Source organism: Pseudoalteromonas sp. MBR-15 (assembly GCF_053628915.1).
In genome coordinates this window covers 382,509-404,889 of the sequence record NZ_JBRJHH010000002.1, presented here as the reverse complement: position 1 = coordinate 404,889, position 22,381 = coordinate 382,509, and the positions used below count along the sequence as shown (strand labels likewise).

Sequence of the window (22,381 nt, the reverse complement as noted above, 5' to 3'; positions counted from 1 at the left end):
GACGAAATCACTTTTTATCTTCACTACAAGTTAATTGATTTTTATAGCGTGTATTGTGTCGCGTTTAAAATTACATACATTGTTAAAGCTCAATACAAAGGGGATCTAAAGTTCTTTTACTTACGTATTTAAAACATGATACATAAAATACGTGACACGCTATGACTATTAAACAAAGTGCAGTGCCTACATCAAGGTTTTCAAGGGCTGCAAGCCTTGGTGCTTTAGTCTCGAAAGTGGCGGGAAATATGCTGTTTTCAAGCGCAAAAGCATGGGTCGCTGGCAAGGAAACCTCTCGTCAAGAACTATTATTACAGCCTAAGAATATTCAGCGTCTTACCGAGCAGCTTGCCCATTTACGTGGTGCCGCGATGAAATTGGGCCAACTGTTGTCGATGGACAGTGGTGAGTTACTTACGCCCGAATTGTCGGCAATTCTCGCTCGATTACGTGCTGAGGCGACACCTATGCCACACAAACAGCTCGTACAGGTAATGCGCAACCACTGGGGGGATGCGTGGCTAGAGCACTTATCGCACTTTGAATTACGGCCGTTCGCTGCTGCGTCGATAGGGCAAGTGCATATTTCCTACACTGAAATGGGGAAAAAACTGGCGGTGAAAGTTCAATACCCAGGCATTGCAAAAGGGATTGCCAGTGATGTTGATAACCTTGCTTATCTACTCAAAATAAGTGGCCTGCTCCCAAAAAATGTGGACCTGCAACCCCTTATTGATGAAGCTAAGCAGCAATTGATAAATGAAGCAGACTACGAACTTGAAGCACGATACCTAACACGTTATCGCGCTTGCTTAGCCGATGATGAAAACTACGTTATTCCAAAAGTGGTTGATGAGCTCAGCTCAAAGCAGATACTAGTCATGCATTTTGTTGAAGGGCAAGAGATAGAGGCACTTGTAGATGCACAGCAAGCGTTAAGAAACAAAGCGGTAGAACAGTTACTGCGTTTGTTTTTAAATGAGCTATTTACCTTTAAGCTGATACAAACAGACCCTAACTTTGCCAACTATCAGTATCAAATGGAGCAGCAGCGTTTAGTGTTATTAGACTTTGGCGCAACACGTGAATTACCTCAACATATAAGCAATGGTTATTTGCAATTATTATCAGCAGCCGCCAAAAATGACAGGGCAGAAGTTGCAGCAGCAGCCAAGCGTATCGGGTATTTTGGGCAAGAACTAGCGCAAGAATACATTGATAACGTTGTCGATATTTTTCTACTCGCGTGTGAGCCACTTAGCTGTCAAGGCGAGTACGATTTCGCTAAAAGCGATTTACCAAAACGCATCAAAGAACTCGGTCTTGAAATGAGCACTGCATCGCAATACTGGCATGCACCACCAGTTGACGCACTATTCGTACACAGGAAGTTAGCTGGGTTGTTTTTAATCGCTGCAAAGTTAGGCGCAAAAGTAGATGTGAACCAAATATTCACTGAGTTTAAACTGCAACTGGATAAAAAGATAGATTAGGGGTAGTGATGGGGGAGGAAAATGGTCGGCATAGCAGGATTTGAACCTGTGACCCCTGACACCCCATGATTTATTTCTAAATTAAGTTATTGAAATAAATATACATTTAAATATTTTTGCTGTTGTTTTATACAGTCAAGAATGTACTTTTTATCATTTTTATAGTTTAGCAAAATCAAGCAATTAGAGTGCTTATTACAAATGCTAAATTTAGACTTGGTGAAAGTAATTTAAGAAAAATACATTAGAAAAAATATCTTATTTTTTTATTTTCGGCCCTAAACCACCTACTTCAGTAGGTGGTTATCATCATTTAGGCTTTGCCTGAAAAAATACTCATGTTAATTCCTTACTTGATTTTTAGCGAAGTCATATAAGGAAAAAACATGAGTAGATACGAGAAAGCAACGCATGTGTATTGGCGATGTCGATATCATATAGTCTGGACACCAAAGTATAGGTTCAGAATATTGAAGAACAAAGTAGGCAGAGATGTTTACAGGTGCATACAAGTTTATTGTGAGCAGTTAGGGTGCAAAGTAGTCGAGTGAAATGTGCAGGTTGACCATGTTCATTTGGTAGTAAAGATACCGCCGAAGTTATCAGTCTCGAAATTAATAGGTGCAAGAGCAGGCGCAGTTAACACTCCAGTAAACAACGCCCTCTTCTAGGGGGCTAATGCAAAGCCACCTTCTTTAGAAGGTGGATCTTTTACTTCATTAAAAAATTCTAAGGGATGATTTAGATACTTTACAGCTCTAAAAAAACTGCTAATGTTAATAATTAATTAACATACGTAAAAGGATTTATAGCATGAATAACAAACACATATTTTTCTCCTTAATTATGGTTTTGCCAATTAGTAGCTTGGCAAATGAAAACGTAATAGTTGACACTTCTCAGTATGAAGAAAAGACATTGAAGTTTAATAAAGATATGACAATTAACATTGAGCTTCTTAATATTGTTCCAAATGATAAAGATAAGTACAACATAGTAAGGACTATAGTTGAGTCGGAAAGGGCTGGATTTCCTGCTATAACAAGCGTTAAAGGAACTAAATCAATGATCGATGGCCAAGCAGGCAAAAAAAGTAACTGCCAACCTTATGATGCTCTTCAGTCGAAATTAAGTAGTGCAGTAACAGAGTCTGATATAAAGAAAGTTGTAGAAGAGATTGAAGAGAAACTTGGCGACCCGACTTTTTCAAATTGTGTTAATGAAATGAAAAAGGATCTCCTTAGTACACAGTCGAAAGATAATAGTTACATATTGAATTTTGGTAGTGATTATACTTTTACTATAAAAAAAGAGGGGAAGGCTTTATCTGTTTACGAATATAAATCAGATATCCAAGATTGGTATGTACACGCAGGCTTTACGTTCATAGCAAGTAAAGATGACAGATATTTCACTCCAGAGTCAGGCAGTGACTCATATATTATCCAAAAACAAGGTAGTGAGCCTGACTGGAACTATGCTGCAACAGCACTATTTAGCTATCCTGTTTATGACATTAAAAATTCAAATTTTGAACTTGCAATCTCAGCAGGATTGGGAGTATCTCAAGAATCAATCCTAGTGCTTGCTGGACCAAGTTTAGTTTTTGCAGATAACTTTATTCTAAACTTGGGTGTTGTAATGACACAATTCGATGTTCTTAAAGGTGTCTATAAAGAGGGGCAAGATGTAGGTGAAACTGCTATTGATAGTTCAGCTTTAACAGAAGAACAATTTAAAGCGTCATGGGGCATCACTTTCGCATACAAATTTCAGTAGTTTGACAAGTCATCTATGACATAACCCTACTTTTCTAAGTAGGGTTATGTTTAATCCTACCTAGATAATACTTTCACATTGTAAAAATCTTCACTATACAGTGTTTGTTTTGTTGTTTATGTTAGTTATCCCAATTTATATAGAAGCTGGTATTACAGGCTTCGAATCTCCAGCAGCTCAATACAAAGAACTAGGGCTATCGCTTGATCAGTTCTTAATTAAGCACCCCGATGCTACCTTTATTGGTATGGCTTCGGGCCAGTCTATGCAGGGAGTAGGTATATATGATGGCGATTTACTTTTAGTTGATAGAGCTGTTTGATGCCAGTACAGGTGATATTGTTGTTGCAAGTTACAATGGGTGCTTTGTGTGCAAAATCATAGATAAAGACAATCGATTGCTGTTATCTGCTTCTGATGAATTTAAACCGGTGTATGTCTCTCCAGAGGATGATTTTTGTTTAGAAGGTGTGGTAACAAGGAGTATAAGACTTCATAAGCCTTGTTTGGAGTTTCTTAGTGTCAAATAAAGAAGACTTCTTGTTCTCATTAGATAAATTACTTTACATTGAGTACTTCAAAATACCATTGTTAGATAAGCTAATTGAAGAATTAGATTTAGAATATTTACTGTCCGAAATTTCAATAAAGTACAGCCATGCGGTTAAAGGCCTTGTGAGCAGTATCAATCATGAAGGTTTTATCTTGAAAGCGCTTGATGTATATCAAAAAAATGCTTTTGAGGATTTCTATTATAAAGTATTTATGCAGTTAAAATCTTCTAAAATTGTCAAGCTTCAATCTGCCTATATGTACATTAAAGAAAGTGACCCTGATGCGCTAAATACTTGTTACCAAGAGTTTTTTGAAGCTCTAATATCAAAAATAACGTATGATCGATGGAAATTAGAAGATTTTGTAAAAACAGAAAGGGAGAAGTACAAAAACTTTAACTTTTTTTGAATAGTAATTGCGCAAACTCAACTGATAGGGAAATTAGCATGCAGAAAAGGCTCGTCAATATAAACGTAAAGCCAGTAGGCTTTGGCGATGACTGTAACTTCACATTGGCTCTAGATATCGACAATGAACACTTAGAGGCTTATTTCACTAAGAATGACACTAAAGCTACGATTGCATATAAGCTTAAGAGCTTTGGCTGAGAAAATTGAAGGTGCAGTTTAATGGAAAGGTTTAGAGCATGGTTTATAAGAGTAACCATTAGTTATTTGGTTTTATTTTTAGCTTTATTTTTGTTTTATGGTTTTTGTGTTAAAAGCGGGTCATGGGGAAGTTTTAGTGATGTTACAATTGCTATTTTTACTATCTTAATTGCTTACACTACAAATCTGTTGCTAATTGCTGCCTGGTTAACTGCAGATAACTGGGTTAGACAAAATGAGCACAATAATGCTGAAAATTTATTAAGTTCACTTAATCGGTTATATTTTTGTTTACACGAATACAGAACACTACAAGTAACTGCTGCTTATCAGCTAGAAATTGCAAAGAACAACGAGCCCGATGTAAGCAAATACTCAGTAGAAGGCATAGATGCATTTTCAAGGTTTGGTATCAATGAGGAATATATATTTTATGATGACCAACTGAACTTTATGAGAACTGCGGTTGCAGAGCCTATAAAAGTTACAAATGATAAATTAACCCAGTTACAAGGTAGACTTGAGCACCTGAAGTTTGAGTTGATGTCGGCTGCAGGACTGTTTGCTAATAGTTTAATTGATAATAACATAAATTTAATTTGGGAAATTAACCGTTTGCTAATGGCTGAAAGGCAATTACATGAAACAGCTGAAGCAATTTACTACAAGTTAAAATCAGTGACAAAATATGACGGTTTCTTGTTGATGAAGGTCGGTGATCCAATTACTTATTCAATTTATAAAGAAGGTGTAAATGGAAAATAATTGCAACAAAGTCACAAAGTTTGATGATTTGCCTTATGCTGTATCAGGCTTAATTGAAAAACAAAGTTGCAACTTTTAATGGAATAGCCAGCGGCCGTTCTATGGAAGGTGTTGGAATTTTTGAGGGTGACCTGCTTATAATTGACCGCAGCGTTGATGTTAAGCGAGGCGATGTAATTGTTGTTGCCTATAATGGTGCGTTCGTTTGTAAGATTGCCGACCTTAAGAACAACTTTCTTTTATCAGCAAGCTATGAATACCCAGCTGTAAAAGTTACCAAGCATGATGAGTCCCTTTTGAAAGGGTTGTTATTAGTTCCGTGAGAATGCATCGGGTCAACGTAAAGGATATTGTTCAATAGGGATTGAATTATGGAAAACAGGGTTTTAGTTAGTGAGCACAAAAGCTTTCAGGAAAAAGAGGTAAAAAAGTGGGAAAATAGGTTTGCAATGTCATTCTCGTTAACTTGGATTTTACCGTTGATTGTGTTGACTGCTCAGTTTGCATTGGTTGGTAATCAAATCAACTATGATGTGATGAGGTTATCTAATTGGGTAAACATAGAGAAGGTTTTTGCTTTTCCAATTAAAATTTTTGTATTAATGGTAACGATAACGACACTGCTGGGGTTATACGCTAGAAGCTTACAGTTTTCTGAGCAGCTTAGATTATCAAGTGCTCAGCAAAGTTTAGCTTTTGAACAACTAAAATTAGCGCAACAGCAATCAAGCAGGCTTGAAAGTCAGTTATCTCTATACATAAAAAAGGAAAATTTTTCTCTTTACCATGAACATATTAAAAGGTTTGAAAGCAAACTGAATAGCTTATTATTATTAAGTAAACAAATGTTTAGGCTTTCAATAGAAGTTGAGAGTGATAGTATAATAATTAATACAGAAAGGCTTTACAGGTATACTTTCCCTGAGAATTCTTACAACGAACTTAAAAATGCTAACTTGAAATCTGACAACTTTATTTTTAGTGAGGGTTTCCCTGTAATTGATTTGGATACTTTATTAGAGTTAGATACCTCACTCAAAGATTTAGAACTGGAACAACAAATACAACGTATAGTTCAAAATTTATTCAATATAGGAGTCGTTATTAAAACGCATACTAATTCAGGTAAAGATTTTGATATTAGGGTTTTTGCAGTAGATGTAAATCGAGCTTTATTTATAATGCGTTTGACAGGGCTTATCAGTGATGAACATTACAATAAAGTTACTTCGAGTTGTAATGTTCACCTTAAGTCCTTTTTCGGGAAATTAAAAAATAGTGAAGCGAACTTGCAACCGACCCAAGCCTGAGATAGTATTTTCCATGTTGAAGAAATCCGCTTAGTTTATGACTTAGCGGATTTTTAGTTTTAAAGGGATGTAAAATGACCGTTCAAGATGATAGTAGTACTCTGGACCTATTCAGAGAAAGATTAGCAAGTCCATTCATTTTTACTTATTTTTGGGTTTCTTGTACGTGGAACTGGAAGCTACTTTATTGGTTCTTCTATGAGCCACTAAAGCCTAGTCTGAAACTCAATCAAATTCCTTTTGACTGGAATTATTGGCAGCCATTTGGAATAACACTTCTATTAATCGTTATAGTTCCTTGGTTAAATAACGGTGTAGAATTTCTTAAGCGCTTTGCGGGCAATTCGTTTAATAAATGGCTTCATTCTAAAGGCTGGAAGGAGATGGTTTCCAACGATGAGCATTTACAAATACTAGATGAATTATCTATAACTAAATCTAGGGCCCATGACTTAACAAATAAATATGATGAACTACTGATAAAAGAAAAAGAAGCAAAAGAAAGTTTAATTAAAGAGCGTGAAGAAAATTCAAAATTATTAAGTGATATTGCCACTGAAAAAGAACGCTCCAGTATTTATGAAATCTCAAGAAATGAAATAAAAGAAAAGCAGCTTGAAGCTGAAGAACTTCATCTTAAGGCTCATAATGAAGCATTAAAATATGCTGAGAAATTAAAGAAATGTGAAAGTGCTTATGATGACCTTTCAAATAGTTATAAATTACAGATTGAAAAGTTAGCTCAGATAAAAGCAGAAACAAATAACCTCAGAAGTAAACTTTGGGTTTATACTGCAGGGGGCTCCCAATCGGATAATGATTTAAGGGAGGTAACTCAATATGCTAAAAATATTCAAAAACTATCAAATGAATAATTTTTTGAAGTGAATAAAAACCCGCACCTCGCGGTTTTTTTATACCGAAAATTTGAGAGCAAACTATGAAAGCAGGAAAACTTATAGCGCTGGGGTTTTCCCGCATTCTTGCGGCTTCAGGTGTAACAGTCGCTACTTTCGAGGGCCAAGAGTCAAGAGTTAACCGGCTATGTTGACCCTGTTGGCATTGCAACCACTTGCTACGGTCATACTGAAACAGCTGTTGTTGGCAAAGAGTACACAGAAGATGAATGTTTGAACTTGTTAGCTGATGATTTGGCAACTCATAACAAACCGCTAATGAGTGTTATCAATATAAATCTGAGCTAAGGTGAGCACATTGCGTATTTTTCTCATGTTCAATACTTGAATTGTTGATATACCGACAAAATGTTGATTCCAGAAGCGAGAGCTTAAGAATTAGAATGTGTACCAAAAGTGTTAAGGGTATTACCATGGCAGAACAAAAAGATATTACAAAACATGAATTTGGCTCTGGTACGGGCAAGCTATTAAACCTGATGATTCATTGTATTTAGATGTGCATACGTAAATAGGCATTTAGTTTTTAATAAAAATGGTCTAAAACTTACAGCCTCTGATATTTATGGCTGTAACTGATCTCCATTCCTTTAGTCATAATTTCAACATATGAACTTCTCAAACGTTTCCGTGCAATCCTTTTGCTTTGCTGGGCGGTATTTCTCTCCAAATTTGACCAGCAGCTATTGTTTCCTAAGCCTGAAAAAAGAGCAAAAATAGTTGCTCTGTTGATTGATCTTTAAACATGTATATTGCTTTAAAGTAACTTATTGATAAAAAATTATTTTTAATTTAGACACGAGGATTTAACTTAGTAGTATGAAAATTTAACGGCTTAAAAAAGAGTATTTAACGGATACGAACAGAAAAGTCCTGTGCGTAATTCACTTTAAGTACATAAAATCAATGATTTATGTTTTTTGTCGCTAGATTTAAACCCAAATATATTCAAAATATGTAATTTCCCTATTAGGCTGTAACTTGGTTTTTCTAAACGAATAATTTTTGAAGATTCTTGTAAATTTGTAAGTGTTTTCCTTTTTTCTTTATCATTCCTTTCAATTGATTAAGCTTGCGTTAGAAGTGGTACGTTTAGATTTATGCCTTTTTGTTCAGATATTGTAGTGAGAAATGAGCTTTTAAGTTCAGCTTTCTCAATGAATATTAATGAGTTACGTTTATTTTTATTTGCTCTAAGCATTGTTGATTCTAGAAAACCAAACACACATGAGTTAGTTATTTATCCTAAGACATTCTCTAAACAGTGGAATTTATCCGATAAGAACGTTCATCGTGATTTGTTTAACTCTGCAAATAGTCTTAGAAATAAAAATCTAACAGTAAATGAAAATGGAGAAGAGAAAGAAATTAAGATCTTTGATTCAATAGTTTATGGAACTTCAGAGGATCATGGTGTTTGTATTACAGGAAAGTTTTCAGAAGAAATCAAAAAGTATGTTTTTGAATTCAAGTCTGGTTTTACAAGAATTAAGCTCCAACATATCTCGAACTTCAATACAGTTTTATCATTACGTGTTTACGCTTGGTTGAAACAACATCAGTTTAAATGTCAGTTCACCAAAGATGAATCGGTGCAAATACCAATAAGATTTAAATGGATGAAGGAAAAGCTTGGTATCTCAAAAAACTATAAATATTGGTCAGACTTTAATAAAAAACTCCTTGAACCAGCTGTTGATAGAATTAACAGTCATACAGATATTGAAGTTGTATATCATAGAGTTAAGCCATCTACGACAGTTATTGGTGCTTCATTCTTTATAAAAGGAAACCTTGAAAGCAGTATCCCAATTAGGCCGCGGCTCATGAGATATCCTAAAAAACCTGCACCTCAACAGATCTCAGACTGGGCCTCTACTAATCTTAAATTGCTTGAAAAATATGTAGAGGAGATGAAAGAGTACAAGGAAGATTTTAGTTTAACTAAAAGGGATCTAGAAAAGTGTTTCAAATATGCAGCGATTCTACAAATACGCCCCAAAGAAAAGTTTTATCGTGAACAATTAAAACTGAAAATGAAAAAATAAATGAAGCGGAATACAGTAATAGCCCTTTAGTGTTGGTAATAGCAGCAAATTGAGGAGTAATTTAGATATTAACGAAAAACTCCTCAGAACATTTTTGCTATTAAGTGCAAATTTTTGAAAATTACATTTGTATTTAAGTACGGATTTCTATTTGTTCGATTTATAGTAAGACCTAGAGCCAATTTTCTTAAATTTTACTTTGCCACGATCTTGTAAGTGGCGAGCTAAAGTAGAGAAAAGCCATCCTGTTTTATTGTCAGTTTTGTTTCCTTGTGGATAAGCATTTTTTGTAAGATTTAGCTGTTCTTTAATAAAGGTAGCTGGAACCCAACCTTGAGGGAAACTTTGTTCAGACTTTTTAATAAAGCTAAAAACTTGTTCTGCCATCTCATTAAACAATATCTCTATTTTGACCACTTCTTTCATGCGTTCCCCATTAAAATTCAATTTCTAACAGTTACAAAGTTAGTATACCGTATGATACTAACATCTTAAATTTAGTAGGGAATATTAAGAATCTGTTTTGGTCCTAAGTATTCATTAGGAAAAGTTATCTGATTTACGTGTAAGAAAAGAGAAATTTCAAAATAAGTAATACAAATATAATACAAATTAGCATTTGCTAATATATCAACAGATCTTTGTATGTACTTGATTAGGGTGAGAAAAGAATGGTCGGCATAGCAGGATTTGAACCTGCGACCCCTGACACCCCATGACAGTGCGCTACCAAGCTGCGCTATATGCCGACATTTGAGGCAATAGTACGTCTTTTTTTATAAAAATCAATACACCTGTGGTCTGATTGCTTGTTTATTGTTCATTTTAAGCAATAAAGGCAGAGGCTAGGTGTTAATCTAGCCAATCATTGATCGTTTTATACATGAAATCACGTATTAATGGTTGGGCATCAGCGTTTGGGTGTAAATTGTCGTTTTGCATGAGCTCCGGGCGACCTGCTATGTCTAACATAAAGAATGGCATAAGCTCGCTGTCGGTTTCATTGGCAATACTTTCAAAGCTGTCGGTAAATAACTTAGTGTAGCGGGGGCCATAATTTGGTGGAATCTGAACTTCCATCACGGCAGTTTTGGCACCTGCTTGTTGGCTTTTGTTAATTAAATCACGTAAGTTAGCGTGTAAACGTTTGATTGGAAAACCACGTAAACCGTCATTTCCACCAAGCTCAATAAGTACATGAGTGGGTTCAAATTCGGCTAGCAGGGTATCGAGTCGTCTAAGTGCTCCGCCAGTTGTTTCACCGCTAATGCTTGCATTAACTAAGTTAACAGGTTGGCTTTTTTCATCGTACTTATCTTGTAACAATTTAACCCAACCTTGCTCTTGTTTGAGGCCGTAAGCGGCGCTTAAACTGTCACCTAAAATTAAAATTGTGTTGTCAGCTGCTGCCGTAAGTGGTTTGATTACTAACAGTAAAACGAATATAAAACGTAGGATTGGATGCATCATATGTCAGCGCTTTCTCAATTAAACATTATTCAAGTTAATGGACTTACTAAAACAGTCACCACAGTGGAGGGTGACCTAACCATCCTCAGTGACATCAGCTTTAATGTCAAGTCGGGCGATTCTGTTGCCGTTGTTGGCACATCGGGCTCGGGTAAGTCTACGTTACTGAGTTTATTAGCAGGTCTTGACCAGTCAACCAGTGGCAGCATTCATTTAGACGGCGCTGCATTGCACGATTTAGATGAAGAAGCCCGCGCGGCATTACGCGCTGATAAAGTGGGGTTTGTGTTTCAGTCTTTTATGCTTGTGCAAAGTTTAACCGCGCTTGAAAATGTGATGCTACCGGCAGAGCTTGCAGGTAGTAAAAATGCAAAACAACAAGCCCTAGAGTTACTCGAAAAAGTGGGTCTTAGCCACCGTGTGGGGCATTATCCTTCGCAACTTTCTGGTGGTGAGCAACAGCGTGTTGCAATTGCGCGTGCATTCATTGGTACGCCTAAAATTTTGTTTGCGGATGAACCCTCAGCAAACCTTGATAGCAAAAATGGTAGATTGATCGAATCTTTGCTTTTTGAACTGAATAAAGAACACGGTACCACGCTTATTTTAGTAACCCATGACGAACAGCTTGCTGAAAAATGCCAACAAATTTTACACATTGAAGCAGGTCAATTAGTAACAGTAAAAGAGAGCGAAGAGGTGCAAGCGAATGTGGGCTAAGTTAGCACTTAAATTGTTTTCACGTGAGTTTAAACGGGGTGAATTAACGGTGATCAGTGCAGCTATTGCTTTGGCTGTGCTCACCGTATTAACGCTTTCTATGGTAACAGACCGAATTGGTCAAAGTATTGCGCAAAAAAGTAGTGCCTTTATCGCTGCGGATCGTGTGTTGGCCAGTAATCATCAGTTACCAACAGAGTATTTGCAAAAAGCGCAGGAACAGAGCTTACGCACTGCAAAAATTACGTATTTCGATACCATGCTATTTGCAGGTGACGAAATGCAACTTGGCTCAGTAAAGGCGGTTTCTGATAGTTATCCATTAAAAGGCGAACTTAAAGTAAAAACACGCTTAACTTCAGATGTTATTGTTACTGACGAAGTGCCAAAAACAGGTGAGGTATGGCTTAGTGAGTCGGTGTTTTATGCGCTTAATATTCAGGTTGGTAGTCAAGTTGAGCTGGGCGCTGCAACGTTTACAGCAAGTCGAGTGGTTGCCGAAGAACCCGATGCTCCTTTTAATGTTTTTTCCAGTAGTCAACGCATTTTAATTAATGAACGTGACATAGACGCGACACAGGTGATCCAGCCGGGGAGTCGCGTGTTTTATCGTCAATTGTATGCCGGTGAGCAAAGTGACTTAGACACCTTTTATGCATGGCTTAAACCCCAAATGAAAGAAAACCAACAGTGGTATGGTGTTAAAGACAGGCAATCACCTATTGCGAACAGCTTAAATAGAGCGGAGAGCTTTTTATTACTGGCAGGTTTGTTAGGTATCATTTTAGCGGCAGTGGCAATTGCGGTATCGGCAAAACGCTACTGCGAAAGGCAATATGACCCAGTCGCAATGATGAAAACTCTTGGTGGCAGTAGGGCAACTATCCGTAAAATTTACTTATTACATTTAAGTTTAGTTTGCACAATGTCGGTCATTTTGGGGTTAGTTATTGGTTATTCTTTACAAATGATAGCCAGTGATTACCTTGCTCAGTCAATGGGCACAGAGCTGCCAAGCGCATCGGCAAAACCTTGGCTTATCGCAGTCAGTACAGGCGTGATTTGTGCCGTTATGTTCTCGATTAAGCCGCTGCTGGATTTATTTGATATTCCCCCATTGCGTGTACTTCGTCGCAACTTGGGTGACCGTTTATTAGTGAGCAAAATTCACCTTGCAATGTCGGCGCTAACGGTGTTTTTGTTAATGTGGTTGTTCAGTAATAACATTAAAATTACGGCCATTTTATTTACCTCAACAGCGTTTTTAATCGTGGTGCTATTTGGTCTATCGAAGCTTATTTTTGGTGGGGGTCGTAAGCTAGGCTTAAGTCCTGGTAATAGCTGGTCTTTAGCGATTGCTTCAATTCAAAAGCGAGCGAACGTAAATGCGGTGCAGCTTATAAGCTTTGCGCTTGCTATTAAATTACTGTTGTTTTTAATCGTACTTAAAAACGACATGATTTCAGATTGGCAGTCACAATTGCCAGCCGATGCGCCAAACTCATTTTTAGTGAATATAACGGAAGCTGAGCTTGAACCTATCACGTCGTTTTTAGCAGAGCGTGACATGCCTACATCAGATTTTTACCCGATTGTTCGTGGTCGTGTTAATGCCGTTAATGGTGAGCTGGTGGCTCGCGAGGTATCATTAGAAGACAATGAGAAAAAAGATGAAGAAGCACGTTCAGGTATTGGCCGCGAGTTAAATCTTACATGGCGCGCTGAGCTACCCAAGCAAAATGAGTTAATTGACGGTACATGGTTTACCGAGAGCTCAGTGGCAGAGGCGTCATTAGAAGAGTCAATGTTAGCGCGTTTAGATGTAGAGTTGGGCGATACACTCACCTTTTTAATTGGCGCTCAGTCATTCGATGCCAAAATTACCAGTGTACGTAAAGTAAATTGGAACACCTTAAAACCGAATTTCTTTATTATTTTGAGCCCCGATGTGCTGCAAAGTTTCCCTGCGACGTACATTTCATCGGTGCGTGTAAATAAAGATCAAAAGCGAGAGTTTAGTGAGTTATTACGTCAATACCCAACGGTGAATGCGATTGATGTTGAAAGCTTTATTAAGCAAATACGCTCAACAATAGAGCAAGTATCGTTAGCGATTGGCTTTGTACTCGCGATTGTTGTTGCGTGTGGTGCTTTAGTGCTTATTTCGCAAGTGCAAGCCAGCCTAGGTGAGCGTATGCAAGAAATTGTTATTTTGCGTACGCTGGGCGCTAAAGGGCGATTAATTAAAAACGCGACCTTGTATGAATTTTTATTATTAGGCTTTACGGCCGGTTTAGTCGCGGCAGTTGTCAGTGATGTTGCTTTGTTAATTGTACAAAAACAAATGTTCGAATTAGCAGGTAAGTTGCATCCACATATTTGGTTAATAGGCCCTGCAGCAGGTGGGTTATTTGTTGCGTGTTTAGGGTATTTAATGATAGCGCGCACTATGCGAAAAAATACTCAAGGTTTACTGCGGTCGCTAGGATAAAGACGATGTTTAAAAAATGCTCGCAATTGCGGGCATTTTTTATGAACTGTAATTAGTTACTGGTAATTTATACAGTGCTCTGGCATTATTAAATGCAGATGATGATTTTATAGATGGGTCAGTTAGTTGGCGATTATTTTAGGGATTGATCCTGGTTCACGATTAACAGGTTATGGGGTAATAGCCCACCAAGGTACTAAATTTACTTATTTAGGGAGTGGCTGTATAAAGCTTGCTGATCACGACTTTCCTATACGCTTAAAAATGATTTATCAAGGTGTTAGCCAATTAATTGAACAGTTTTCGCCTGATAACTTTGCCATTGAAAAAGTGTTCATGGCGCATAATCCTGACTCAGCACTTAAACTTGGTCAAGCCCGTGGGGCCGCCATAGTCGGTGCGTCAATGGCAGAGTTACCCGTATTTGAGTACTCAGCCAGACAAATAAAACAGGCGGTCGTGGGGAATGGTGGTGCCGATAAATCGCAAGTACAGCATATGGTTAAAAATATTCTAAAACTGCCGGGAACCCCGCAAGCCGACGCTGCCGATGCGTTAGCAATTGCCATTTGCCATGCTCACTCAGAACAAAATTTAATTAAACTTGCGGGCAGCGCGAGCAAAACCGTAAGAGGACGATTAAGGAAGTAATATGATAGGTCGATTAAACGGGTTACTTGTTGAAAAGCAGCCACCAGAAATACTTATAGAGGTAAGTGGTGTCGGTTACGAAGTGCAAATGCCAATGACCTGTTTTTATGATTTACCCAATGTGGGTGAACAAGCGGTTATTTATACTCATTTTGTTGTTCGCGAAGACGCACAGTTATTATTTGGTTTTAATAATAAAACTGAGCGTGCTTTATTTAGAGAGCTGTTAAAAGCAAATGGGGTAGGCCCTAAACTTGGCCTTGCTATTTTGTCGGGCATGTCGGCGCAGCAGTTTGTTAGTTGTGTTAACAATGAAGATGCGACAACCTTGGTTAAACTTCCTGGGGTGGGCAAAAAGACTGCAGAGCGCTTGGTACTTGAAATGAAAGACAGGCTAAAAAATTGGGGTAATGACTTATTCACACCATTTAGCGATAATGCCATTATTGAGCCTGCAAGTAATGATACGCTAGTAGCGAATAATGCTGCGGATGATGCTGTATCGGCACTTGAATCTTTAGGCTATAAACTACCGCAAGCGCAAAAAGCGGTAAAAGCTGTAAATAAACCAGGTATGACAACAGAGGTTCTTATTAAAGAAGCTCTAAAGTCAATGTTGTGAGTACACCATGATTGAAGCAGATCGCTTAATTGATGCGAGTGAACAAAGTAATGAAGACAGTGTCGATCGTGCAATACGTCCAAAACTATTAAACGACTACACAGGCCAGCCGCATGTTAAGCAACAAATGGAAATTTTTATTGAAGCCGCTCGTCATCGTGGTGAGGCGTTAGACCATTTACTCATTTTTGGTCCGCCGGGTTTGGGTAAAACAACACTGGCTAATATTGTAGCGAATGAGCTTAATGTAAACATTAAAACGACTTCAGGGCCGGTTCTTGAAAAAGCGGGCGACTTAGCCGCGCTATTAACTAACCTTGAAGAAGGCGATGTACTGTTTATTGATGAAATTCACCGCTTAAGTCCGCAAGTAGAAGAAATACTTTACCCCGCAATGGAAGATTATCAGCTCGATATTATGATTGGTGAAGGTCCTGCGGCACGATCAATTAAGCTCGATTTACCGCCTTTTACATTAATAGGGGCTACAACGCGTGCTGGCTCGTTAACATCGCCATTACGAGATCGTTTTGGCATTGTGCAACGCTTAGAGTTTTATTCGGTTGAAGATTTATCAAAAATTGTTGCCCGCTCTGCTCGATATTTAGATTTAATCATGTGTGACGAAGGCGCCGTTGAAATTGCTAAACGCTCACGCGGTACACCACGAATAGCAAACAGACTTTTGCGCCGAGTACGAGATTACACGCAAGTTAAATCAGACGGTAAAGTAAATGCCGAAGTCGCTGAACAAGCACTTGATATGATCGATGTTGATAAAAGCGGTTTTGATTACATGGACCGAAAATACCTTCTTGCCATCATTGAAAAGTTTATGGGTGGCCCCGTGGGTCTCGATAATTTAGCGGCTGCCATTGGCGAAGAAAAAGAGACTATTGAAGATGTCATTGAGCCATTTTTAATTCAACAAGGATTTATTCAACGCACGCCCAGAGGGCGACTCGTTTCTGATATTGCCTACCTTCATTTTGGTCTTACCCCAGATAAATAACAAAACCCCGCTTAGCGGGGTTTTTAGTTTTTAGACGTTAGATATTAGAAAGAAAGTAGATACTAGAAGGTAGATATTAGAAGGTAGATACTAGAAGGTAGATACTAGAAGGTAGATACTAGAAGGTAGACCGAGCGGGGGTTACTGTAGCGATTAAATATAAAAAAGCTTGCCTAAGGTTAATGTGGATTTATTTTGCACAAACCACAAACCACAAACCACAAACCACAAACCACAAACCACAAACCACAAACCACAAACCACAAACCACAAACCACAAACCACAAACCACAAACCACGATTGATGGTCTCATTTTAACATCTGTAATTCACATGCTGTTAAGTTATCTGTAGGTATTCTCATTGACGTTTGTGCAGGCAAAAAAAAGCCCGCATAAGCATGCGGGCAAACAACAAGTTGAAGGAAGTAATCCAGGGAACTACGGTTTTCTTAAAGAGGTTTTATCCTGTTTAAGTCAACCAAGTGCAATACGAAACTTCATATTGCAAAAAACGGAGCTTAATGAAAAAACTTTCAAAGGTTGCAGCTCGGTATGGGGAAATGATACGCAATGGTGGATTTTTCTTCAAACTAGAAAAATTTAATTTTCAGATAAAAAAAACTAATGTGAGTGATTTGTTGGTTTGTTTTCTTTTTGTTCACTTATTGAGTGTTTTCACTTTAAGTTTATGAATAAAATGATTTTTATAATATCAACAAACATTGTTCAGGATTAGTTTAAGTATTCTGTAGTAGATTTGCAAAACATGTTTTGGGTGTTTATGCGTAAAATATGAATAAACGCCGTGTTTTATGAGGTTTTGCTATATTTTTAGTTGCCTAATGGTGGTACTCATTTTTGCAGTGAAAACATAGCAAAAATAAGTTTTTAAAGGATTGTGAGCAAAAAATAGCTAAGCTGAGTGCTTTTCACCGTTATTTGCCGCTATTTCACAGCAAGAGCGTTGTCAGTTCATTATTGACTAGATACACTAGATGTAACTTTTGGCCAAGTTTGTGGTCAATAAATGCAAGTGTAAAAAATATAACAAATTATATAGAAATCTATTTTAGGAGTTTAACGTGGGATCAGGGCTTAACTTTTTAGATCTTATTCTAGAAGCCAGTGTACTTGTCCAATTAGTGATGTTGGCATTAGTGGGTATGTCGGTCATGTCATGGGCAATTATTTTTCAACGTAAAAAAGCGATTTCTGATGCATTAAATGGCGCAAAGCGTTTTGAGCAAAAGTTCTGGTCAGGTGTTGATCTTAGTAAATTATATAATGAAGTGTCTGCCCGCCCAGGCGGAGCTTCGGGCGTTGAAGCTCTTTTTGTTGCCGGTTTTAAAGAATTTGCACGCCACAAAAAAAATACGTTCCAAAGTGCCAGTATCGTTATGGAAGGCACGCATCGTTCAATGCGTGTTGCTTTGTCGCGTGAAGTTGAAAAATTAGAATCTAGTTTATCGTTTTTGGCGACCGTTGGTTCTATTAGTCCTTATATCGGCTTATTTGGTACTGTATGGGGTATCATGAATGCATTTATCGCACTAGGTGAAGTGAAACAAGCTACATTACAAATGGTTGCACCGGGCATTGCCGAAGCACTTATTGCAACTGCAATGGGCTTATTTGCGGCAATTCCAGCCGTTATTGCTTACAACCGTTTTGCAAATAAAGTAGAAAAGCTGGAAGGTAATTATATTAACTTCATGGAAGAGTTCGCCAATATTTTACACCGCCAAGCAGCTACGCAAATAGAGGCAAAAGCGAATGTATCAGCGTAAAAAACGTCGCCCAGTAGGGGAGATAAACGTAGTACCTTACATTGACGTTATGTTGGTACTACTTATTATATTTATGGCAACAGCCCCATTAATTACTCATGGGGTGAAAGTAGATTTGCCAAAAATGGAAGAATCTGATCTTGTCGATACAAAAGATACACCGCCTATCATTGCGTCAATTGACGCTGAAGGTAAGTATTATGTCAGTATCGGCACTGACCCAGAAGCACCGATGGAAGCATTAGACGTCGCTGCTGTGATTAAATTACAGTTGCAAAAAAATCCCGATACTCCGGTTATGATCAAAGGTTCAGGTCGTGTATCTTATCAAGAAGTATTGTTGTTAATGGATTTTCTTAAAAATGCAGGGGTGCCTTCAGTTGGCCTTATGACCGAATCGTTTGAGGGGAATAAAGGCTAGTTATGGGTGCATCAGTAATAAAATCAGTTCTTTTGCACTTGGCAATTGCAGGTTTATTAGTGGCGACAGCCAATTTTCATATGCCAGCACCAAAAGTAATGGAGGTGACTTTAAACCCTGCATTACCTGAGCCTGAAAAAGCGGTGTCAGCTGTCACGGTTGATCAGCAGAAGGTTGAGCAAAAGATTGCCGAGCTAAAAAAGCAAGAAGAAGCTAAAAAGCAAGCAGAAGCAAAACGTATTCGTGATTTAGAGCGTCGTGCTAATGACGCGCGTAAGCAACGTGAAGCTGAAGACCGCCGTCTGAAAAAATTAGAACAGCAGCGTCGTGCGAAAGAGAAAGAAAAAGCCGAAGCTGAAGCTCAAGCAAAGAAAGCGCGTGAAATTCAAGAGAAAGAACGTGCTAAAGCGCAGCAAGCTGAAAAGCAAAAGCAAGAAGCCGAAGCAGCAGCAAAAGCCGCGGCACAGAAGCGTAAAGCCGAAGAAGAAGCATTGAAAAAAGCGGAAGAAGAGCGCAAGCGTAAAGCTGCCGAAGCTGAAGCTGAACGTAAACGCAAAGAGGCTGAAGCAGAGCGTAAGCGTCAGCAGGCATTGCAAGAGCAAATGCTCCAAGAGCAACTGGCTGCAGAACAGGCTGCACGTGATAAAGTGCGTCAGCAGCAGGTTGTTGGCGAAGTTGAGAAATATAAAGCGTTAATTATGGCGCGTATTCAGCAAAACTTCTTAAAAGATGAGAAGATGAAAGGCAAAGAATGTCGCCTTAATATTCGCCTTGGCTTTAATGGTTTGGTGACCCAAGTTAAATCATTGGGTGGAGATACGTTAGTGTGCGAAGCTGCGATGCGCGCAGTGCGTATGGCCGACACGCTACCTGTTTCACCAGATCGTGAAGTATTTGAGCAATTAAAAAATATTAATTTAACAATAGCGCCTCAATTTTAAAGGAATGATATGTTTAACCAGATAAAAACAGCATGTTTTATTGTATTACTGGGCTTTCATGGCATTGCCAGTGCTGCATTAGAAATCGTGATCACCGATGGTATCGATGGTGCGCGCCCAATTGCGGTTGTGCCTTTTAAATATCAAGGTGTGGGTCCTATCCCTGAAAAGTTAAGTTCAGTGATTGCTGCCGATTTAATGCGCAGCGGAAAATTTAAGCCGATCGACGTTAATACCATGCCTCAGCTTCCTGCTAAAGATTCAGATGTTGATTACGGCGCATGGGTTAATAAAGGTGTCGAGGCTGTGTTAGTGGGTGAGGTAGAGCAACAACCTAATGGCCGTTACCGTGTTAAATATGAACTTATTGATGTGATTCGTGGCCAAATTACGGGCGGCGAAACACAATTAATGAGCAACGGTAAATTGGTTAAAAGCCAAGATCATATTTTAGATGCACGTGAAAGTGTTATTGGTGAAAATGGTTTTCGTCGATACGCACACCGTATCAGCGACGTGGTTTACGAAGCTCTTACGGGTGAAAAAGGCGCATTTTTAACAAAAATTGCCTATGTCATTGTGCGTGAAAATGACGCTAAACCTTATCAATTGGTGGTTGCTGATTATGATGGCTTTAATGAGCAAGTGTTGCTTCGCTCTAAAGAGCCGCTTATGTCACCAGCGTGGTCGCCAGATGGGACTAAGTTAGCGTATGTAACGTTTGAAAATCGCCAAAGCCAAATTTACATTCAAGACTTATATACAGGAAAACGCGAACTAATTACCAGTCACCCTGGTATTAATGGTGCGCCTCAGTTTTCTCCTGATGGTAAAAAACTACTGTTAGTGCTATCAAAAGACCGTAATGGCGCAACAGAAGTGTACTTATTAGACCTTGCAACACGCAAAGAAACTCGACTTACAAATCACCGCAGTATAGATACTGAACCATCATGGTTTCCAAATGGTCAAGATATCGTGTTTACCTCTGAAAGGGGTGGTAATGCTCAGATTTATAAGTTAAATTTGCAAACAGGTAGGTCAAAACGAATGACCTTTGATGGTGACATGAACTTAGCAGGTTCGGTTTCACCGGATGGAAAAGAATTAGTGATGGTGAACCGTACAAACGGTCAATACCATCTTGCTAAGAAAGAGCTAGCTACAGGTGCGTTCCAAGTATTAACGAGAACACGCCTAGATGAATCGCCGAGTATTGCACCCAATGGCTCGATGATTATCTACAGCACGCTTCATAATAATAAACAGGTGTTAGCGTTAGTTTCTATGGATGGTCGCTTTAAAGCACGCTTACCTGTGCTAGACGGACAAGTTAAGGCACCGGCTTGGTCGCCTTATTTACAGTAATTTTACTGGTTTACTCAATATAGGAATCAATTCAATGCAACTTAATAAAACTTTAAAAGGCCTGCTAATTGCTGTGCCAGTGATGACTTTAGCAGCATGTAGCTCTTCTTCAGGTGTTGACGAAGGTGCTGCAAACCAAACAAACCAAGGTGCGGTTGAGCAAGCAAACAACAATGATACAGTTGAAGTTGCAACGCTTACTCCAGAGCAACAAGCTGAAGAAGCACTTCGTGAAAAATACGAAGCGTTACGTCAAGAACAAATCATTTACTTTGGTTTTGATAACGCTAAAATCCAAAGCAAATACGCTGAGCTTCTACAAGCACACGCTGAGTTCTTAGTACAAAACCCTTCAGTTAAAGTACTAATCGAAGGTCACGCAGATGAGCGCGGTACGCCTGAATACAACATCGCATTAGGTGAGCACCGTGGTCAAGCAGTAGAAAAATATCTACAAAGCTTAGGTGTTTCTGCTAGCCAAATGTCGGTAGTGAGCTATGGTGAAGAGAAGCCAATGGTTAAATCTCGCACTGAAGAAGCGTTCGCTAAAAACCGTCGCGCAGTATTAGTTTACTAAGAAAGAGACATTATGAAGCCGAAAATTATTTTGGCAGCAATGATCTTAAGCGGGAGCACCCAGTTATGGGCTGCTCCCGCTCCTGTTTCAGAAGCTGCAAGCTCGCAATCGAGCATAGAGAAGCGTTTAATCGCATTAGAAAACATGATGAAGTCACGTAATTTATTGCAAGCTGAGCTTCAGCAGCAGTTGAATATATTACAAGACGAAGTGAGTCAGGTTCGTGGCATTACTGAAGAGCAAAGCTATAAGCTTGAAAAAGTGCTCCAACGTCAACGTGAGCTTTATCAAGAAATTGAGAATCGCGTTAGTCAGGCCTATTCTCAGCCTGCGGCAGCAACTCAGCCAACGAACACTTACACAGATATAAATGCATCACAGACTATCAGCTCAGACTTATCTGAAAATGAAGCCTATGAGCGTGCTGTGGCGCTAATTATGAAAGATAAGCGTTATGAGCAAGCAATACCTGAGTTCCAAACATTCTTAACGACTTATCCAAATTCAGTGTATGCGTCAAACGCGCATTATTGGTTAGGGCAGCTTTTAACAATTCAAAACGATCCCGCTGCTGCAACTAAACACTTTAAAGTGGTTGTGAATGAATTTCCGAATTCGAATAAACGCCCTGATGCTATGTTGAAGTTAGGCAACTTACTTGTTGATCAAGGTTTAGGCGAACAAGCCCTTAAAACCTTTAATGATTTAATTAATCAGTACCCAAGTACAACCGCTGCTAAATTAGCCACAGAACGTCTGTCGCAACTGTAGATTTGACCTGATTAGACTGCTTTTTGACTTAAGCGGTCTAAAATTAGGCAACTAGACATAAAAACTTAAAAAA

Annotated in this window: 23 protein-coding genes, 1 tRNA gene and 3 pseudogenes; 24 read left to right on the top strand and 3 right to left on the bottom strand. The window is 38.6% G+C overall.

Annotated elements, in window-relative coordinates:
• The first annotated feature begins 161 nt into the window (after positions 1-161).
• The 12 genes and pseudogenes from ACSSVW_RS04850 (at position 162) to ACSSVW_RS04795 (ending at position 9,475) form a co-directional block, all read left to right on the top strand.
• Complete coding sequence (locus ACSSVW_RS04850) at positions 162-1,493, top strand: ABC1 kinase family protein (RefSeq protein WP_454178955.1); 1,332 nt, start codon at positions 162-164, stop codon at positions 1,491-1,493.
• A gap of 386 nt (positions 1,494-1,879) precedes the next feature.
• Positions 1,880-2,134: pseudogene (tnpA, locus tag ACSSVW_RS04845) on the top strand (IS200/IS605 family transposase); the annotation flags it as partial.
• Positions 2,135-2,306: 172 nt separating this feature from the next.
• Entirely contained in the window at positions 2,307-3,272 is a 966-nt protein-coding gene (locus tag ACSSVW_RS04840) for a hypothetical protein (RefSeq protein WP_454178954.1), read from the top strand.
• Positions 3,273-3,390: 118 nt separating this feature from the next.
• Positions 3,391-3,802 (top strand): annotated as a pseudogene (locus ACSSVW_RS04835) (LexA family protein).
• Positions 3,792-4,235, top strand: coding sequence for a hypothetical protein (locus tag ACSSVW_RS04830; RefSeq protein ID WP_454178953.1), 444 nt, complete (start codon positions 3,792-3,794; stop codon positions 4,233-4,235). Before ACSSVW_RS04835 ends, ACSSVW_RS04830 begins: the two are co-directional and overlap by 11 nt.
• Positions 4,236-4,273: 38 nt before the next feature.
• Positions 4,274-4,435, top strand: a complete 162-nt coding sequence (locus ACSSVW_RS04825) for a hypothetical protein (protein ID WP_454178952.1) — start codon at positions 4,274-4,276, stop codon at positions 4,433-4,435.
• A gap of 21 nt (positions 4,436-4,456) precedes the next feature.
• Positions 4,457-5,200 (top strand): hypothetical protein, encoded by a 744-nt coding sequence (locus ACSSVW_RS04820; RefSeq protein ID WP_454178951.1) that lies wholly within the window; start codon positions 4,457-4,459, stop codon positions 5,198-5,200.
• Between the two features lie 53 nt (positions 5,201-5,253).
• Positions 5,254-5,523, top strand: coding sequence for a S24 family peptidase (locus ACSSVW_RS04815; RefSeq protein WP_454178950.1), 270 nt, complete (start codon positions 5,254-5,256; stop codon positions 5,521-5,523).
• Between the two features lie 48 nt (positions 5,524-5,571).
• Positions 5,572-6,510 carry a hypothetical protein gene (locus ACSSVW_RS04810; protein ID WP_454178949.1) on the top strand — a complete coding sequence of 313 codons (939 nt, stop codon included), beginning with the start codon at positions 5,572-5,574 and terminating at the stop codon, positions 6,508-6,510.
• Between the two features lie 74 nt (positions 6,511-6,584).
• A complete protein-coding gene (locus tag ACSSVW_RS04805; protein ID WP_454178948.1) occupies positions 6,585-7,385 on the top strand; it encodes a hypothetical protein in 801 nt (266 codons plus the stop codon).
• Between the two features lie 168 nt (positions 7,386-7,553).
• Positions 7,554-7,715, top strand: a pseudogene (locus ACSSVW_RS04800) (glycoside hydrolase family protein); the annotation flags it as partial.
• A gap of 836 nt (positions 7,716-8,551) precedes the next feature.
• On the top strand, positions 8,552-9,475 hold the full coding sequence (locus ACSSVW_RS04795) for a replication initiation protein (protein WP_454178947.1): 924 nt from the start codon (positions 8,552-8,554) through the stop codon (positions 9,473-9,475).
• Positions 9,476-9,622: 147 nt separating this feature from the next.
• Here the strand turns inward: ACSSVW_RS04795 and ACSSVW_RS04790 are convergent, their stop codons facing one another.
• From ACSSVW_RS04790 to ACSSVW_RS04780, 3 genes are all read right to left on the bottom strand, one after another.
• Positions 9,623-9,901 carry a hypothetical protein gene (locus ACSSVW_RS04790; protein ID WP_454178946.1) on the bottom strand — a complete coding sequence of 93 codons (279 nt, stop codon included), beginning with the start codon at positions 9,899-9,901 and terminating at the stop codon, positions 9,623-9,625.
• 246 nt (positions 9,902-10,147) lie between these two features.
• Positions 10,148-10,224, bottom strand: a tRNA-Pro gene (locus tag ACSSVW_RS04785).
• Positions 10,225-10,327: 103 nt separating this feature from the next.
• Entirely contained in the window at positions 10,328-10,945 is a 618-nt protein-coding gene (locus ACSSVW_RS04780) for an arylesterase (protein WP_065978522.1), read from the bottom strand.
• Here ACSSVW_RS04780 and ACSSVW_RS04775 point away from each other — a divergent pair, their 5' ends adjacent.
• The 12 genes from ACSSVW_RS04775 to ybgF all read left to right on the top strand — a co-directional run bounded on the left by ACSSVW_RS04775 (position 10,946) and on the right by ybgF (position 22,308).
• Positions 10,946-11,665 carry an ABC transporter ATP-binding protein gene (locus ACSSVW_RS04775; RefSeq protein WP_036967761.1) on the top strand — a complete coding sequence of 240 codons (720 nt, stop codon included), beginning with the start codon at positions 10,946-10,948 and terminating at the stop codon, positions 11,663-11,665.
• Positions 11,655-14,156 (top strand): ABC transporter permease, encoded by a 2,502-nt coding sequence (locus ACSSVW_RS04770; protein WP_454178945.1) that lies wholly within the window; start codon positions 11,655-11,657, stop codon positions 14,154-14,156. Before ACSSVW_RS04775 ends, ACSSVW_RS04770 begins: the two co-directional genes overlap by 11 nt.
• Before the next feature lie 126 nt (positions 14,157-14,282).
• Positions 14,283-14,807, top strand: a complete 525-nt coding sequence (gene ruvC / locus ACSSVW_RS04765; RefSeq protein ID WP_036967765.1) for a crossover junction endodeoxyribonuclease RuvC — start codon at positions 14,283-14,285, stop codon at positions 14,805-14,807.
• A 1-nt stretch (position 14,808) separates the two neighbouring features.
• Positions 14,809-15,429: a Holliday junction branch migration protein RuvA gene (gene ruvA / locus ACSSVW_RS04760; RefSeq protein ID WP_036967766.1), complete on the top strand. Its 621-nt coding sequence runs from the start codon at positions 14,809-14,811 to the stop codon at positions 15,427-15,429.
• A gap of 7 nt (positions 15,430-15,436) precedes the next feature.
• Complete coding sequence (gene ruvB, locus ACSSVW_RS04755) at positions 15,437-16,441, top strand: Holliday junction branch migration DNA helicase RuvB (protein ID WP_036967767.1); 1,005 nt, start codon at positions 15,437-15,439, stop codon at positions 16,439-16,441.
• A 363-nt stretch (positions 16,442-16,804) separates the two neighbouring features.
• The gene (locus tag ACSSVW_RS04750) at positions 16,805-17,047 is read left to right on the top strand and encodes a hypothetical protein (protein ID WP_036967770.1); all 243 of its coding nucleotides are present in this window, start codon (positions 16,805-16,807) and stop codon (positions 17,045-17,047) included.
• 478 nt (positions 17,048-17,525) lie between these two features.
• Entirely contained in the window at positions 17,526-18,230 is a 705-nt protein-coding gene (gene tolQ / locus ACSSVW_RS04745) for a protein TolQ (RefSeq protein WP_036967773.1), read from the top strand.
• Complete coding sequence (gene tolR / locus ACSSVW_RS04740; RefSeq protein ID WP_036967776.1) at positions 18,217-18,651, top strand: protein TolR; 435 nt, start codon at positions 18,217-18,219, stop codon at positions 18,649-18,651. The genes tolQ and tolR overlap by 14 nt, the downstream gene beginning before the upstream one ends.
• A 2-nt stretch (positions 18,652-18,653) precedes the next feature.
• Positions 18,654-19,592, top strand: coding sequence for a cell envelope integrity protein TolA (tolA, locus tag ACSSVW_RS04735; protein WP_036967778.1), 939 nt, complete (start codon positions 18,654-18,656; stop codon positions 19,590-19,592).
• 9 nt (positions 19,593-19,601) lie between these two features.
• Positions 19,602-20,960 (top strand): Tol-Pal system beta propeller repeat protein TolB, encoded by a 1,359-nt coding sequence (gene tolB / locus ACSSVW_RS04730; RefSeq protein ID WP_036967780.1) that lies wholly within the window; start codon positions 19,602-19,604, stop codon positions 20,958-20,960.
• A 34-nt stretch (positions 20,961-20,994) separates the two neighbouring features.
• Complete coding sequence (pal, locus tag ACSSVW_RS04725; protein WP_036967784.1) at positions 20,995-21,537, top strand: peptidoglycan-associated lipoprotein Pal; 543 nt, start codon at positions 20,995-20,997, stop codon at positions 21,535-21,537.
• A 12-nt stretch (positions 21,538-21,549) separates the two neighbouring features.
• A complete protein-coding gene (gene ybgF, locus ACSSVW_RS04720; protein ID WP_036967786.1) occupies positions 21,550-22,308 on the top strand; it encodes a tol-pal system protein YbgF in 759 nt (252 codons plus the stop codon).
• Positions 22,309-22,381 lie beyond the last annotated feature (73 nt).